This is a genomic window from Flavobacterium bernardetii (genome assembly GCF_011305415.1).
In the GTDB taxonomy this organism is placed as follows: Bacteria; Bacteroidota; Bacteroidia; order Flavobacteriales; family Flavobacteriaceae; genus Flavobacterium; species Flavobacterium bernardetii.
The window spans coordinates 146,296-162,919 of record NZ_JAANOQ010000002.1 but is presented as its reverse complement, the minus strand read 5'-3'; the positions used below and the strand labels follow the sequence as shown (position 1 = coordinate 162,919).

At 31.8% G+C, this 16,624-nt stretch carries 17 protein-coding genes; 7 read left to right on the top strand and 10 right to left on the bottom strand.

Annotated elements, in window-relative coordinates:
* Window positions 1-119: 119 nt before the first annotated feature.
* The 4 genes from G6N05_RS05635 to G6N05_RS05620 all read right to left on the bottom strand — a co-directional run bounded on the left by G6N05_RS05635 (window position 120) and on the right by G6N05_RS05620 (window position 4,843).
* A complete protein-coding gene (locus G6N05_RS05635; protein ID WP_166125605.1) occupies window positions 120-398 on the bottom strand; it encodes a hypothetical protein in 279 nt (92 codons plus the stop codon).
* Between the two features lie 17 nt (window positions 399-415).
* The gene (locus G6N05_RS05630; protein WP_166125604.1) at window positions 416-2,845 is read right to left on the bottom strand and encodes a ribonucleoside-diphosphate reductase subunit alpha; all 2,430 of its coding nucleotides are present in this window, start codon (window positions 2,843-2,845) and stop codon (window positions 416-418) included.
* 186 nt (window positions 2,846-3,031) lie between these two features.
* Window positions 3,032-4,009: a ribonucleotide-diphosphate reductase subunit beta gene (locus tag G6N05_RS05625; protein ID WP_166125603.1), complete on the bottom strand. Its 978-nt coding sequence runs from the start codon at window positions 4,007-4,009 to the stop codon at window positions 3,032-3,034.
* 267 nt (window positions 4,010-4,276) lie between these two features.
* Window positions 4,277-4,843, bottom strand: coding sequence for a DUF3109 family protein (locus G6N05_RS05620; protein ID WP_166126015.1), 567 nt, complete (start codon window positions 4,841-4,843; stop codon window positions 4,277-4,279).
* Window positions 4,844-4,985: 142 nt separating this feature from the next.
* On the opposite strand from G6N05_RS05620, the gene G6N05_RS05615 reads away from it, so the two are divergent.
* From G6N05_RS05615 to G6N05_RS05605, 3 genes are read left to right on the top strand one after another with little or no spacing between them, the layout of a single operon-like run.
* Entirely contained in the window at window positions 4,986-5,561 is a 576-nt protein-coding gene (locus G6N05_RS05615) for a MarC family protein (RefSeq protein ID WP_166125602.1), read from the top strand.
* A gap of 58 nt (window positions 5,562-5,619) precedes the next feature.
* A complete protein-coding gene (locus tag G6N05_RS05610; RefSeq protein WP_166125601.1) occupies window positions 5,620-5,814 on the top strand; it encodes a hypothetical protein in 195 nt (64 codons plus the stop codon).
* Window position 5,815: 1 nt separating this feature from the next.
* Window positions 5,816-6,424 carry an FAD-dependent oxidoreductase gene (locus tag G6N05_RS05605; RefSeq protein ID WP_166125600.1) on the top strand — a complete coding sequence of 203 codons (609 nt, stop codon included), beginning with the start codon at window positions 5,816-5,818 and terminating at the stop codon, window positions 6,422-6,424.
* A 1-nt stretch (window position 6,425) separates the two neighbouring features.
* Here G6N05_RS05605 and G6N05_RS05600 read toward each other — a convergent pair whose 3' ends face one another.
* The 5 genes from G6N05_RS05600 to fbp form a co-directional block, all read right to left on the bottom strand.
* Complete coding sequence (locus G6N05_RS05600; RefSeq protein WP_166125599.1) at window positions 6,426-7,133, bottom strand: carboxypeptidase-like regulatory domain-containing protein; 708 nt, start codon at window positions 7,131-7,133, stop codon at window positions 6,426-6,428.
* 85 nt (window positions 7,134-7,218) lie between these two features.
* Window positions 7,219-8,808 carry a S41 family peptidase gene (locus G6N05_RS05595; protein WP_166125598.1) on the bottom strand — a complete coding sequence of 530 codons (1,590 nt, stop codon included), beginning with the start codon at window positions 8,806-8,808 and terminating at the stop codon, window positions 7,219-7,221.
* Window positions 8,801-9,232, bottom strand: coding sequence for a deoxycytidylate deaminase (locus G6N05_RS05590; protein ID WP_166125597.1), 432 nt, complete (start codon window positions 9,230-9,232; stop codon window positions 8,801-8,803). The genes G6N05_RS05595 and G6N05_RS05590 overlap by 8 nt, the downstream gene beginning before the upstream one ends.
* Before the next feature lie 145 nt (window positions 9,233-9,377).
* Window positions 9,378-9,968 carry a HupE/UreJ family protein gene (locus tag G6N05_RS05585; RefSeq protein ID WP_166125596.1) on the bottom strand — a complete coding sequence of 197 codons (591 nt, stop codon included), beginning with the start codon at window positions 9,966-9,968 and terminating at the stop codon, window positions 9,378-9,380.
* A gap of 84 nt (window positions 9,969-10,052) precedes the next feature.
* Window positions 10,053-11,060, bottom strand: a complete 1,008-nt coding sequence (gene fbp, locus G6N05_RS05580) for a class 1 fructose-bisphosphatase (protein WP_166125595.1) — start codon at window positions 11,058-11,060, stop codon at window positions 10,053-10,055.
* A 238-nt stretch (window positions 11,061-11,298) separates the two neighbouring features.
* Here fbp and G6N05_RS05575 point away from each other — a divergent pair, with 238 nt between their 5' ends.
* The 4 genes from G6N05_RS05575 (at window position 11,299) to G6N05_RS05560 (ending at window position 15,304) form a co-directional block, all read left to right on the top strand.
* Window positions 11,299-11,787, top strand: coding sequence for a GNAT family N-acetyltransferase (locus tag G6N05_RS05575; RefSeq protein ID WP_166125594.1), 489 nt, complete (start codon window positions 11,299-11,301; stop codon window positions 11,785-11,787).
* 42 nt (window positions 11,788-11,829) lie between these two features.
* On the top strand, window positions 11,830-13,080 hold the full coding sequence (locus G6N05_RS05570) for an aspartate kinase (protein ID WP_166125593.1): 1,251 nt from the start codon (window positions 11,830-11,832) through the stop codon (window positions 13,078-13,080).
* A 388-nt stretch (window positions 13,081-13,468) separates the two neighbouring features.
* The gene (locus tag G6N05_RS05565) at window positions 13,469-14,296 is read left to right on the top strand and encodes a UDP-2,3-diacylglucosamine diphosphatase (RefSeq protein ID WP_166125592.1); all 828 of its coding nucleotides are present in this window, start codon (window positions 13,469-13,471) and stop codon (window positions 14,294-14,296) included.
* A gap of 6 nt (window positions 14,297-14,302) precedes the next feature.
* Window positions 14,303-15,304, top strand: coding sequence for a glycosyltransferase family protein (locus tag G6N05_RS05560; RefSeq protein ID WP_166125591.1), 1,002 nt, complete (start codon window positions 14,303-14,305; stop codon window positions 15,302-15,304).
* Between the two features lie 171 nt (window positions 15,305-15,475).
* Here G6N05_RS05560 and bioB read toward each other — a convergent pair whose 3' ends face one another.
* The gene (gene bioB, locus G6N05_RS05555; RefSeq protein WP_166125590.1) at window positions 15,476-16,558 is read right to left on the bottom strand and encodes a biotin synthase BioB; all 1,083 of its coding nucleotides are present in this window, start codon (window positions 16,556-16,558) and stop codon (window positions 15,476-15,478) included.
* Window positions 16,559-16,624: the final 66 nt, after the last annotated feature.

The following is a 16,624-nucleotide window of genomic DNA, read 5'->3' as shown; positions in this document are numbered from 1 at the left end:
GTCAGTTCGCAAAGCTCGGGTGTAGCGGCATCTCCCGATTTTTCATCGGGAATATAGCGAATAGCAGGATTAGCTTCATAAAAAAACAGCCATTAAAAATAATGACTGTTTTTGTTTATTTATGAATAGATAAGGCTTAATGCAAATTCAGTCAAAAATAATTCAGTTTTAGAATTTATTTCTTTTTCAACATTCTCATCGTTAGCATTATTTATTAAATTATTTGCAAAATCAACAATACCTTTTGTTTCATTTTCAATGAATTTTTTTGATAATTCTGAGTAACTCAAAGTAATTGTAAAATGATTTGACTCATCTGCACTTATTGCTTTTCGCTTTTCGAGATAAATATTTTCGATTCTTCTAAACTCAGATTCTAATTTTATAATTTCATTCATATTTATTAAATTCAAAATTAAGAACCACACATTTCGCAATCGTCTGGACCAGCATTTTTAGCTAATTCAATCATCGCTCTGTATTCTTCAGCACTCATAGCGGCAGTTGAAACTGGTTCTACGGCTTGTACTACTTCTAATTGCTCTTTTGGTTGAGTTGATACGATTGGTTCTGCTTTTTTGTCGTTATTTAACGTAAACTTAATCGCATCAACAGCTGCTTTTGTACGTAAATAATACATTCCCGTTTTTAAACCAGATTGCCAAGCGTAGAAGTGCATTGATGTTAATTTTGCATAGTTTGCATTTTGCATGAACAAGTTTAACGACTGCGATTGATCTACGAAATACCCACGGTGACGTGACATATCAATAATATCTTTCATAGACATTTCCCAAACCGTTTTGTATAATTCTTTTAAGTCTTGAGGAATATTTAAGTTTTGAACTGATCCGTTTTCACGCATTAATTCTTGTTTTAAATCTTCTGTCCACAAGCCTAATTTTACTAAATCTTCTAGTAAATGTTTGTTTACCACGATAAATTCACCAGATAAAACTCTACGAGTATAAATGTTTGAAGTATATGGTTCGAACGCTTCGTTGTTTCCTAAAATTTGAGAAGTTGAAGCTGTTGGCATTGGCGCTACTAATAAAGAGTTACGCACTCCAAATTCCATTACTTCTTTTCTTAAATTGGTCCAATCCCAACGACCAGATAAATCTGAATCTTGTAAGCCCCAAAGGTTGTATTGGAATTCTCCTTGAGAAATTGGTGAACCCTTAAAAGTTGAATATGGTCCTTCTTCTTTAGCCATTTCCATTGAAGCCGTAACAGCTGCAAAGTACATCGTTTCGAAGATTTCTTGGTTTAATTTTTTCGCTTCGTCACTTGTAAAAGGCATTCTTAACATGATAAAAGCATCTGCTAAACCTTGTACACCTAATCCTATTGGACGGTGACGTTTGTTAGAATTTTCTCCTTCAATTACAGGATAATAATTTCTATCAATTACTTTATTTAAGTTTTTAGTTACACGTTTTGTAACCGTGTAAAATAACTCGTGATTAAATGTTCCGTTTTCTACGAACATTGGTAACGAAAGAGAGGCTAAGTTACAAACTGCAATTTCATCTTTCGAAGTATATTCCATAATCTCCGTACATAAATTCGAAGAACGAATCGTACCTAAATTTTTCTGATTTGATTTTCTGTTAGCTGCATCTTTGTACAACATGTAAGGCGTTCCAGTTTCAATTTGCGATTCTAGAATTTTTTCCCATAATTCATGCGCTTTGATGGTTTTTCTACCTTTTCCAGCAGCTTCGTATGAAGTATACAACGCTTCGAATTCTTCTCCATATACATCGTATAAACCTGGACATTCATTTGGACACATTAACGTCCAAACTCCGTCTTCTTGTACACGTTTCATGAATAAATCTGACGTCCACATCGCGAAAAATAAATCACGCGCACGCATTTCTTCTTTACCTGTATTCTTTTTCAAATCTAAGAAATCGAAAATATCAGCATGCCAAGTTTCGATGTAAATCGCAAAACTACCTTTACGTTTTCCACCACCTTGATCTACATAACGAGCCGTGTCATTGAACACACGTAACATTGGAACAATTCCATTAGAAGTTCCGTTTGTACCACGAATGTATGAACCTGTTGCACGAACATTGTGAATAGACAATCCAATTCCACCAGCTGATTGAGAAATTTTTGCCGTTTGTTTTAACGTGTCGTAAATTCCGTCAATACTATCGTCTTGCATTGCCAAAAGGAAACAAGATGACATTTGAGGTTTTGGTGTTCCAGCGTTGAATAAAGTTGGTGTAGCGTGTGTGAAGAATTTTTTCGACATTAAGTCGTAAGTTTCCAACACAGCTGGCAAATCGTTTAAGTGAATTCCAACAGAAACACGCATTAACATGTGTTGTGGACGCTCTACAATTTTACCATTAATTTTTAATAAATACGAACGCTCTAGAGTTTTAAATCCGAAATAATCGTAGTTAAAATCTCTGTTATATATGATATGAGAATTTAAAAATTCTGCATTTTCTTGAATTACTTGATGTACTTCTTCTGATAAAAGAGGCGCTGCTTGATTGGTTCTTGGATTTACATAATGAAACATTTCGTTCATCGTTTCCGAGAAAGATTTGTTGGTGTTTTTATGTAAATTAGAAATGGCAATACGAGCTGCTAGTTGTGCGTAATCTGGGTGAGCAATGGTCATTGAAGCTGCTGTTTCTGCTGCCAAGTTATCTAATTCTGAAGTGGTTACACCATCGTATAATCCTTCAATAACTCTCATAGCTACTTTTACAGCATCTACTAAATCGTTTAAACCATAACACAGTTTCTTGATTCTGTCTGTGATTTTGTCAAAACTTACTGGCTCTTTATGGCCATCTCTTTTTATTACGTACATAGTTTTTGTTTTGTGAAACAGCAAATCCCTTTACTGCTTCGGGTTATTTGTATTAATTATTTTTGGCCAGTAATTAAGGCTTGCCTTTTATTAAAAACAACAAAAGACATACATTTTAGGTAAAGTTTAATATCAGGATTTGGGGAATTCTGTATTATTTATTTAAGATTCTGAAACAAGTTCAGATTAAAAATCAGCGTCAAACGTAATTTTTTGTGCGTCAGAATCAGTATTCATCACACCCGCTTTTTGATATTCGGCAACTTTTTTCTCAAAGAAATTTGTTTTTCCTTGTAAAGAAATCATGTCCATGAAATCAAATGGATTTGTGGTATTGTATTCTCTTTCGCAACCTAATTCTACTAATAATCTATCCGCTACGAATTCTAAATATTGTGTCATTAATCCAGCATTCATTCCAATTAAAGAAACAGGTAAACTTTCTGTAATAAATTCTCTTTCGATATTTAAAGCATCCACAATAATTTCTCTAATTCTTGTTTTTGATACTTTGTTTACTAAATGGTGATTATGTAAATGCACCGCGAAATCACAGTGAACACCTTCGTCACGAGAAATTAGTTCGTTTGAAAACGTTAAACCTGGCATTAATCCACGTTTTTTCAACCAATAAATTGAACAGAAAGCTCCTGAGAAGAAAATTCCTTCCACCGCAGCAAAAGCAATTAAACGTTCTGCGAAAGAATCAGATTCTATCCATTTTAATGCCCAATCTGCTTTTTTCTTGATGGCAGGAAAAACTTCTAAAGCATTGAATAATTCTGTTTTTTCTGCTTCATCCTTCACGTACGTATCAATTAAAAGCGAATAGGTTTCCGAATGGATATTTTCCATCATGATTTGGAAACCATAAAAGAATTTCGCTTCTGCATATTGCACTTCATTCACGAAGTTTTCCGCAAGATTTTCATTCACAATTCCGTCAGAAGCTGCGAAAAAAGCTAAAATATGTTTAATGAAATATTTTTCATCACCAGACAATTTATTATTCCAATCGTTTAAATCTTGAGACAAATCAATTTCCTCCGCTGTCCAAAAACTAGCTTCCATTGATTTATAAAATTCCCAAATATCATGGTGCTTGATTGGGAAAATCACGAATCTGTTTTTGTTTTCTTGTAAAATTGGTTCAACGTTTGACATAAGTAATTGATTTTTTTATATTTAACGAGATGCTTTCTCTAAATTTTTGACTTTACAAATTTGAAGAAATCAATTGAATTATGAAAGTCAAACTTATTCACAATCCGACTAAGTTTTTAACAATCCGAAAGTTTTGTAAAATTAAAAATTATTTTCATAACTATTTAATTATCAATAAATTAAATTTCGATAAACAAAACAAAAAAATCATCTTAACCAGCTGATAATACACTTGCTAAGACGATTTTTGAGGTGTTTTTTTAGCGGTTATTTTTTTAAATCTTGAGCGACTTTTTCTAATTCTTCATACCATTCATTTCCGAACTTTCGCACCAAGGCTTCTTTCACAAATTTATAAACTGGCACTTGTAATTCTGCACCTAAAGCACAAGCATCTGAACAAATATGCCATTTGTGATAATTTACAGCTGAAAAATCTGAATATTCTTTTACTCGAACAGGATATAAATGACAAGAAACTGGTTTTTTCCAATCTACTAATCCTTGATTGTAGGCTTGTTCAATTCCGCAAAGTGCTGTTTTTTTATCAAAAATAACATAGGCACAATCTTTTCCATCAATTAATGTGGTTTCTAATTCGCCATCCGCACCGATTACGTGAGTACCTTGCGCTTCAATAGCCGCAATACCTTCTTTACGTAAAAAAGGTTTTACTTTCGGATAAATGTCAGTTAATATTTGCGTTTCTTCTATAGTTAATGGTGCACCAGCATCGCCATCTACACAACATGCACCTTTACAAGCAGATAAGTTACATACGAAGTCTTTTTCTAAAATTTCTTCGGAAACTATGGTTTTTTGAAGTTGAAACATTCTTATTAATTTAGCCAACAAAGATAGTAATTTGAAGTTAGAAAAAGGAAACCAAAAATTAGAAGTTTTATAATGAAGCGTTAAATTCAAATGCATTTTTAAACAATATACCTATATTTGCAAAAATATTTACACCACAACTATGGGAATCGACTGGAAAGAAGTTTTTACAATATCGATGATATTATTTGCTGTAATTGATATTTTAGGAAGTATTCCTATTATTGTCGATTTACGAAGCAAGATTGGACACATACAATCAGAGAAAGCGACAATTGTTTCCGCAATTATTATGATTGCCTTTTTGTTTGTAGGTGAAGAAATTTTGAAACTAATTGGAATTGACGCCAATTCGTTTGCTGTAGCTGGTTCATTCGTGTTGTTTTTCTTAGCCTTAGAAATGATTTTAGGCGTGCGATTATACAAAGAAGACAATCCAACAACCGCTTCAATTGTTCCGATTGCTTTCCCATTAATTGCTGGAGCTGGAACCATGACTACATTATTATCATTGCGTGCAGCTTATGACAAAATAAACATTATTATTGCCATTTTAATTAATGTCATTTTAGTGTATGGTGTTTTAAAATCGTCAGGAAAAATTGAAAAATTATTAGGCGTAAACGGTTTAGGAATTATTAGAAAAGTTTTTGGTGTAATTTTATTAGCCATTTCGATAAAATTATTTGCCGCAAACGTAAAAGGATTATTTATATAAGTTTAAAAATAAACAAATCGTTGCCTTCGAGTGCCTCAGGCAACTAAAAAAAAGAAAAATGAAGATATTTACCTACATTATTATCGCATTATCATTAATTACTATTGTTTTTAATGCTACAAAAATTAATTTCGAAAAACCTTTTGAAGGAGAAAGCACCATTGCTATCATTGGAATTGTAGCTTCTTTTTGCGCAATACTAATCGTAACCCTTTTTATGGTTGCCAAAAAAGTAGTTGATCAAACGAAGTAATATGTTTGACGTTTTAATCATTGGTGGCGGCGTTTCTGGCGTTTCTGCAGCTTTACTTTTTGGTTCGGCAAAAGAGAAATCTTTTATGGCTGATAGAAAAATTGGACTTATTGCACATCAGAAAACTTCCTCATTACAGAAAGCTGTTTTCAATAACGCTTACGGAATCGCTCCAGGAAAATTAGGTAGTGAATTGCTAGAGGAAAGTTTAGCTCATTTATCTGAAAGTTATCCACATATTTCTCAAATTGAAAACGAGAAAGTCTTAACTATTTCTGGAGAATCTGGAAATTTCATAATTACTACAAACAAAAACAGTTATCAATCTAAAATAATTATGATTGGAATTGGCGCTGGAAATCCGTTTATGATTGAAGGTATGGAAAATTACATTATTCCGCATAAAAAAGCAGCTCCAGAGAAAAACAGAATTCAGTTAGCAAATAACGATCATTTGGTAACCGAAGGCATTTATGCAATTGGAACTTTAGCCGGACACAGAAGTCAGTTAGTTATTGCCGCTGGAAGTGGCGCTAGTGCAGCTGCCGACATTTTAACTTTATGGAATGATAACAAACCTGTTCAGGTTCATGATGCTGTGAAAGAATAAATTATTCTTTTTGATTTACTTTTTTGTATTCTTCTGATTTTGCAATTAGAAATTGTAACAAAACTAATTTATCTGAATTTTCAACCGCTTCTTTTGATTTTGAATCGAAACTACAAAAATTCAGAAATCCTTCTACATCTTCTGGTTTCAACTTCAAACTATTGATTAAAAAATCTGCACTATAACTTTGAGCGGTAAAAGTTCTGAATTGAACTGGTTCTTTTGGTTTTACATTTATCTTATCTTTATTTTTAAACAATCTTCCAATCATTTTACCAATAGCTATAAAATCCATTCCGTTTGGAATAGAACCATCATTGAATTGAACACTTGGTTTATTATATGGAATTACAGGCATTCCTGTTTTTAATCCTTTCAGAAAAGGCTGTTTTTTTTCTACAATTACTTCTTCAATTTGTGTTGATTTTTCAGACAATTTAATTTCTAAATTTTTAGAGTAATCAAATAACGAATCCACATATATTTTTACGACATCGTAATTTTTATGGTAAAATATAAGCCAATTTCCTGTTGCAGCTTTGATTTCGAAAACTCCTTCGGAATTAGTAGTTACAACTTCTTTTTTACTGCTATTTATTACCTCAACATTACTGATTGGTAAATTAGTAGCTCGAACATTTCCTTTTATATTTTGAGAAAAACAAATTTGAAAACAACAGAAAAGAAATAGCGTAATTTTAATTTTCATACATTAAGTTTAGAAATTCAAAATTAAACCTTAAATAATGCCTAAAAGTTAAGCAAAAGACAAAGTATGTAAAAATTTTCTTAAATTATTTCTGTTTGTCTAAAACTTTAGTAATCATTTTGTCTCTTGGAAGTACAATTTGATAATAAGAAGTATCGTTAAACAATTGCTTAGAAAATTCGGCAAACAAATACGTTAGCACTTGTTCTTTTTGGTCCGATAAGTTAAAAAGCAAACCGTTTGAAGTCACATATTCTTTAAACTGATTGAAGTATTTATCATTTTTAAACAATTCCTTTTTAAGTTCTTGCTTATTCATTTTACTGAAAAACCCTCTATTTTGATCTAACTTTTCAAATGCATAATAACTCATAATCTCGGATTGAAGCAATAATTCTAAACCTTCTTTATTGTGATTTTTTTCTATTGGTACGAAAACATCTGGAATAATTCCGCCGCCGCCATACACAATTCTGCCTTTTTTCGTTTTAAATTTTAAACTATCGGCTACTTTTATGCTATCGGCTTCGTATAATTCACCGCTTAAGAAACGTTTTTCAAATTCGTTGAAGTATTTTTCGCCTTTGTCTTCATAAGGTTTTTGAATGCTTCTTCCTGAAGGCGTGTAATATCTGGCAATGGTTAACCGCACCGCAGAACCGTCATTCATTTTCATTTCGCGTTGTACCAAACCTTTTCCAAAAGAACGACGACCGACAATTGTTCCTCTGTCGTTATCCTGAATCGCGCCAGCAAAAATTTCACTAGCGGAAGCGCTGTTTTCGTCAATTAAAACATATAATCTTCCGGTTTCAAAAACACCTTTTTCGGTTGCGTAAGACAAATCTTCTGTTCCTTTTTTATTTTTTGTTTTAACGATAAGTTGTTTGTCTTTTAAGAACTCATCGGCCATAGCCACCGCCATTTCTAAATAACCTCCGCCATTTTCTCGTAAATCGACAATTAATTCTTTTATTCCTTGTTTTTTTAAGGATACTAAGGCTTTATGAAATTCATCATAAGTGGTTTCAGCAAATCGGTTGACTTTAATATATCCTGTTTTTTCGTTGATTTTTGTCGCCACATCAATACTTTTCACGGGAATTAAATCTCGTGTAACGGTGACTTTAAATTTCTTATTTTCCGATTTTCTATAAATAGTTAAATTAATAGGACTACCTACTTCTCCTTTTAGAATAGGAAATAAATTTTCGGATTGGTATTTTTTCTTGAAAAGTTGTTTGTTGTTGGCGAACAAAATTCTGTCGCCAGGTTTTATTCCTGCTTTAGCTGAAGGTCCGTTTGGAATCGGTTTTATAACTGTTAACGTATCTTTATACATATAGAAATTCACGCCAATTCCCACAAAATTACCTTCCATATTTTCTGCTACAGAAGCCAATTGTTCTTTTGGAATATAGGTAGAATGCGGATCGAGATTTTCTAAAATACCAGAAACAGTTAAATCTACTATAGAATCGGTATTTACATCATCTACATATTCGCTATCGATAAAATCAATTAGTTTATTCAGTTTTATTTTTCCTTCGGTTTTTGTACCGATACGCGCATTTTTTAAAACATCAATTTTATTACCTAATAGCAATCCACCTGCAAAAGACAAGGCGATAATTACAGGAATAAAAATATAATATTTGTTTTGCGGTTTATTCATTTATTACTTGCAAATGTTCGGCTTCTACACCGGCTTTTCTTAAAAAATCGACACCAGAAGTGTCTTTATATTCTTCTAAATACACTACTCTTTTAATCCCAGATTGATGAATTAATTTACTACAATCTTTACATGGCGAAAGTGTGATATATAACGTTGCACCTTCACAAGATTGTGTGGAACGCGCTACTTTTAAAATCGCATTTGCCTCTGCATGAAGCACATACCATTTGGTTAAATTTTCTTCGTCTTCACAACAATTTTCAAATCCGCTTGGTGTTCCGTTGTATCCATCAGAAATAATCATCCTATCTCTAACAATAATTGCGCCAACTTGTTTGCGTTTGCAATAAGATAATTTTCCCCATTCTGTTGCGATGCGTAAATAGGCTAAATCGTATTTTAATTTTTTCTTTTCTTTCATGTTAAATTTTACCGCAAAGAAACGCAAAGTTCTTCGCAAAGGTTCGCAAAGTTTTTATTTTAAATACTTTTTGAACACATTATGTTGAATTAAAAATAATTTTGTGAACTCTGTGTAATCCATGTGTAGCTCTGTGTAATAACTTTTACCCGAAAATTTCACTTTGAATAATCATTGGCAAAACTACGCCAATTACAAATGCCGACATCACTAAAGCCCAATCTCTTTTTGAAAATCTAAAAACAGTTTGTACAATATAGGCGATTATTAAAACAATTATGACCACGATTATTTGAGCAGCTTCGATTCCTAGGGCGAATTCTAATAACGGAACTAGCTTTTCTGCTCTGGTTCCAACCATTATCGTATTGAAATAATTAGAGAATCCTAAACCGTGAATTAATCCAAAAAACACCGTTACCAATGCTACAAAAGTGATGCTTTCTTTTTTACCCGATTTTCCGGCGGTGAACAAATGAAAAATGGCGGTTATGAGAATAGTAATTGGAATTAAAAACTCTACCACATTTACCTGAATTTTCACAATTCCGAATACAGATAAAAATAAAGCTAAAGTATGTCCGATAGTAAATAAGGAAACCAATAATAAAACACGTTGCCAATCTTTAAAAGCGTACGGAATCATTAAGGCGATGAGAAACAAAATATGATCATAAGCACCAATGTCTAACACGTGCTTTAATCCCATATTGAAGTATATTAAAAATTCTTGCATAACAATAGATTTAGGAATTTCAAACTTACAGAATTTTATGGAAATAAAAAAGCGACATTTCTGTCGCTTTTGTGATATTATAACTTATTTCGCTTGCTCCATAAATTCTTCGGCTTTTTCTACCATGCTTTTTACACCGCAGAAAAAAGGTACACGTTGGTGTAATTCTGTTGGGACAATTTCCATAGTTCTACCGAAACCGTCTGATGATTTTCCACCAGCTTGTTCTGCGATAAATGCCATTGGATTACATTCGTATAACAAACGTAATTTTCCTTTTGGCGCTTTAGAACTTGTTGGATAAATGTAAATTCCACCTTTAATCATATTTCTATGAAAATCGGATACTAAACTTCCAATATAACGAGACGTATAAGGTCTGTCTTCTTCTTCAGCTTGACAATATTTAATGTAATCTTTTACTCCTTGAGGAAACTGAATGTAATTTCCTTCATTTACAGAATAAATATTTCCGCTTTCTGGAAATCTCATATTTGGGTGCGATAAATAAAACGTTCCGATGGCTGGATTTAACGTAAATCCATTTACACCGTGACCTGTTGTATACACCAACATTGTTGATGTTCCATAAACTACATAACCCGCAGCAACTTGAGCCGTTCCTGGTTGCAAGAAATCTTCTAAAGTTACTGGCGTTCCAAGTGGCGAAACTCTTTTGTATACTGAAAAAATGGTTCCAACAGAAACGTTTACATCAATGTTTGAAGAACCGTCAAGCGGATCCATCAATACGACATATTTGTTATTATGACTTTTATCTAAACCTTCAACAGTGATAAAATCGTCGTTTTCTTCAGAAGCAATTCCACATACAATTTCTCTGTTTATTAACGTTTGAATAAAAACTTCATTCGCATAAACATCCAATTTTTGTTGGTCTTCACCTTGGATATTTTGATCACCAGCTGCTCCAACAATATCTACTAAACCTGCTTTATTAACTTTATAGTTTACTACTTTCGCAGCCAAACGAATAGAATTAATAATTTTAGATAATTCACCAGATGAATATTGATGTGCTTTTTGGTTCTCGATGATGAACTCACCAAGGGTTTTATTTCTTTCTTCCATTACGAAATCGATTGAGTTGAATTGTAATGCAAACTTACGTAAATTTACATGAATATTTTATTGTGTTTGATTTTTTTAAAATAGATTCTAAAAGGCAAAAAAAACAATTTTTATCAAAAAATATAAATTTTTGTTATATTTTAAAGTTATTTTTTAAAAACAATATCGATTAATTACATTTGCATGTTTTTATAACATTTTTTTATATATAAAATCACTAATATTATTTTTTGTTACCATGTTACACATCAGAAAAGGAACTCCAAATGACATGCCAGCCGTTTTGGATTTAATTACCGAATTGGCTATTTTTGAAAAAGAACCAAATGCAGTTGTTATTACAGCTGAAGATTTAGTGCGTGATGGTTTTTCTGAAAATCCATTATTTCATACTTTTGTGGCTGAAGTGGATAATCAAATTATTGGTATAGCATTATATTATTACCGATTTTCTACTTGGAAGGGAAAAACCATTCATTTAGAAGATTTAATTGTGAAAGAAAACAGTCGAGGAACTGGAGCTGGTTTTGCGTTATATTCTGAAATTATCAAACAAGGTAAAAAAGACAATGTTCGTAGAATTGAATGGAATGTTTTAGATTGGAATACACCAGCCATTGAATTTTATGAAAAAAGTGGCGCAAAAGTTTTAAATGATTGGCGAGTAGTTCAAATGGACGAAAACGGAATGGAAGCTTTTTTAACAAATAACAAACACAACTATTAATATTGAGTGAAGAATTGATTTGGAACTCACAATGAAAAAAGAATGAAAATATTTAAATTTGGTGGCGCATCGGTAAAAGATGCTGCTGGAGTAAAAAACGTTTTACACGTTTTACAAACTGTAGGTTATGAAGATGTTTTATTAGTAATTTCAGCAATGGGTAAAACCACAAACGCCTTAGAAATTGTTATTAAAAATTACTTTGATAAATCTAACGAATTATATGCTTCCCTTCAAGATATTAGAAAATATCACAATCAAATTCTTTTAGATTTATTTGACGATGAAGAGCATGAAGTATTTTTTGATGTAAATGCTCATTTTGACGATTTAGAATATTTTGTTAGAAGTAACAAATCGCCAAATTATCCTTTTGTTTACGACCAAATTATCAGCATTGGTGAATTAGTTTCAACAACAATTGTAAGTCATTATTTAAATTTTGCAGGAATTTCTAATCAATGGTTAGATGTACGTCAATATATTAAAACGGACAATAATTATCGTGATACGAATGTAGATTGGGAACATACTCAAAAATTAATTTCGAAAATTAATAGAAAAAAATCTTTATTTGTCACTCAAGGATTTATTGGTGCCGATGAAAATAACTTTACTACTACATTAGGTCGTGAAGGTTCAGACTATACTGCTGCTATTTTCGCGTATTGTTTAGGTGCAGAAAGTGTAACCATTTGGAAAGACGTTCCTGGAGTATTAAATGCCGATCCAAGATATTTTGAAAATGCGGTTTTATTAAATCAAATTTCGTACAGAGAAGCAATTGAATTGGCTTTTTATGGCGCAAGTGTGATTCACCCAAAAACGTTACAACCTTTACAGAAAAAAGAAATTCCGTTATTTGTGAAATCGTTTATTAACCCAACTTTACCTGGAACAAAAGTTAGCAAAGGTGTCGATTTAGAACCAAAAACTTCTTGTTTTATCGTAAAGAAAAATCAGGTTTTAATTTCACTTTCTTCTATTGATTTCTCTTTTATCATGGAAGAAAACATTAGTGAAATTTTTGCTTTGTTTCATAAATATAAAATCAAAGTGAGTTTAATTCAGAATTCGGCAATTAGTTTTTCAGTTTGTGTGGAAGACAAATTTGACAAATTCAAAGAAATAAAAACCATCTTATCTAAAAAATTCAAAGTTTCCTATAACGACAATGTTTCGCTATATACGATTCGTCATTTTGATGCTGCTTCTGCCGAAGTGGTAGAAAAAGACAAAACGGTTTTGGTAAAACAAATTAGCCGAGAAACGTTGCAAATTGTAACGCTGTAAATTTAAAGAGCCAAGGAAAAAGTAAAAAGAGCCAAGCTGAAAGTGATAGATTTCGCAAATTAAAACTGTCACTTTTAACACTATTTCTTAAAACAACTTAGATGCTTTAAGCATGATAAAATTTGCCTGTAACATTCTTTTAGCCACGAATTCTCGAATTTAATAATCTGAAAACTTATTAAAATCGACATTGTCGATTAATAATTCGAATTAAAATTTTCAACACAAATTACCAAGTGTTGATTCGAAAATTCGTGGCAAAAAAAACTAAACACCTAATTAACATAAATTTAATTAAGAGTTTTAATTTACTTCAATTATTTAATTTTCAGATGTTATTCACTTAACAAACAAGCCATTACTTTGCTTAAACAATACAGAACGTATTATGGCAAGAATAGTTGATGTTGTAGTTATTTCAGATACTCATTTGGGAACTTATGGTTGTCAGGCGAAAGAACTACTTTCTTATTTAAAATCTGTAGCTCCAAAAACACTAATTATCAATGGTGATTTCATTGATATTTGGCAATTTAAAAAAAGTTACTTCCCGAAACCTCATTTAAAAGTCATTAAAAAAATTATCGATTTAGCTACGAAAGGAACCGAAGTGGTTTACATTTTGGGAAATCACGATGAGTTTTTACGTCGATTTGCCGATACGAATTTCGGAAATATTGAATTGACGAATAAAAAAATAATGAATCTGGACGGCAAAAAAGCCTGGTTTTTTCATGGTGATGTTTTTGATGCTTCTGTTCAACATTCTAAGTGGATTGCTAAGTTGGGTGGTTGGGGTTACGATTTCTTAATTCGTTTAAATGTCTTATCGAATTGGTTTTTAACTCAATTAGGAAGAGAAAAATATTCGTTTTCGAAAAAAATTAAAAACAATGTTAAGAAAGCCGTAAAATTTATTGGAAATTTTGAAGATGCTGCTACGGAATTGGCCATTGAAAATGAATTCGATTATGTGATTTGCGGACACATTCATCAACCACAAATTAGAAAAGTAGAAAATAAAAAAGGAAGTTGTATGTATTTGAATAGTGGCGATTGGATTGAAAACCTTACCGCTTTAGAGTATAACAACAAAGAATGGAAGATTTACACCTATGATAAAAATGATTTTCAAGACGAGTTAGAAAATGAAATGAACGACATTGAAATGAAAAGTATTGAAAATTTAATTAAAGAAGTTGTTGCATTTAATTAGAAAATTATGAGAATTTTATATGCCGTACAAAAAACAGGAAATGGTCATTTAGCCAGAGCGCAAGAAATCATTCCGATTTTGAGAATTTATGGAGACGTTGATATTTTAACCAGCGGAAGTCAATCTCAAATTAACTTAGGCTTTCCAGTGAAATATGACTTTAAAGGCATTTCTTTATTTTATGGAAGTAATGGAAATGTTTCTTTTTTGAAAACGTTTTTCAAAAATAATTATTTGAAATTTATCTATCAAATTTTACAACTTTATGTTTACAAATACGATTTGATTATTAACGATTATGAACCAATATCAGCTTGGGCTTGTAAATTAAAAGGTGGAAATATAGTTTCATTATCACATCAATCTTCTTTGTTTTTTAAAGAAACACCAAAACCTAAAAAGTTAAATTGGTTGAGTTGGTGGATTTTTAAAAATTATGCACCCGTTACTAAAAAATACGGATTTCATTTTGAAGAATATAATGAAAATATTTTTAATCCGGTCATTCGAAAAAAAGTTAGAAATTTAAAAACTACCACTTCTGGAAATTATGTAGTGTATTTACCTTCTTTTTCTGATATTAAAATCATTAAAGAATTAAAACGAACTTCTGCGAATTGGACGATTTTTTCTAAACACGCAAAAGCTTCTTATACGGCTCATAATTGCACGGTTTTCCCAATAGATGAAAACGAATTTTTAAATTCATTTGCGAATTGCCCAGGAGTTTTATGTAATGCTGGTTTCGAATTACCTTCAGAAGCATTGTATTTAAAAAAGAAATTATTCGTAATTCCTATCAAAAAACAAATTGAGCAAGAATGTAATGCTTTGGCTTTAAAAGAAATAGGTGTTTTAACTTCAAAAAAACTTGATTTCAATTTAATTGAAATGTGGACGTTAAGCAACAAAATCATACCAGTAAACTACACCAATAACATTGAAAAAGTGATTGAAGAAATTGTGTTAGAAAACACATCATTTGACACAGAATTTCTATTCATATAAATTGGATGGAAAGTGACAAACAAGTTGTGTGTTTTTCATTTATTGTGGTTAGTAAATAGTTACTCTTTTTTCCCGTTTAAACAAAAAATTCCCATATCAGACGATATGGGAATTTTGTTTTATATAACTTTAGATTCTGAAACAAGTTCAGAATGACAAAATCAGTTTTTATTATTTTTTACCAGAAGCTTCTAAATTTCTTTCGATTTTATGATCTGGTCTAGTCCATTTTGGTTTTTCGCCCAAGGCTTCAAATTTTGAATCTGCTGCTTCAACCGTTTCTGGTTGCATTTTTTTGATGAATGGTTTTTGTGGATTTAATCCTAACATTTCAAACATTTTCATGTCTTCATCAACATCCGGATTTGGAGTCGTTAGTAATTTATCACCCGCAAAAATAGAATTCGCACCAGCAAAGAAACACATGGCTTGTCCTTCTCTACTCATATTAGTTCTTCCAGCTGATAAACGTACTTGCGTTTCTGGCATTACAATTCTTGTTGTAGCTACCATACGAATCATTTCCCAAATTTCAACAGGTTTTTCATCTTCTAATGGTGTTCCTTCAACAGCCACTAAAGCGTTAATTGGCACCGATTCTGGTTGTGGATTTAAAGTAGAAAGCGCGACTAACATTCCTGCTCTGTCTGAAATACTTTCTCCCATTCCGATAATTCCACCACTACAAACGGTTACGTTAGTTTTACGAACGTTTTCGATAGTTTCTAAACGGTCTTCAAAACCACGAGTAGAAATAACTTCTTTATAATATTCTTCAGAAGAATCTAAATTATGATTGTAAGCATATAATCCCGCTTCTGCTAAACGATGTGCTTGATTTTCGGTAATCATACCTAAAGTACAACAAACCTCCATATCTAGTTTATTAATGGTACGAACCATTTCTAAAACTTGATCAAACTCAGCGCCGTCTTTCACATTTCTCCACGCTGCACCCATACAAACTCTAGATGAACCAGAAGATTTGGCACGTAATGCTTGTGCTTTTACTTGAGAAACCGACATTAAATCGTTTCCTTCAATATCAGTATGATAACGAGCCGCTTGTGGACAATATCCACAATCTTCAGGGCATCCGCCAGTTTTAATTGATAAAAGTGTAGAAACCTGAACCGTATTTGGATCATGGTGTTCTCTATGTATTGATGCTGCATCGTATAACAATTCCATTAAAGGTTTGTTGTAGATGTCAATTATTTCTTCTTTCGTCCAGTTATGTTTAGTAACACTCATAAAATCATAAATTAATGCCTCAAAAGTACTAATTTACATTTGAAGAAAAAACTTATGCGATAAGAT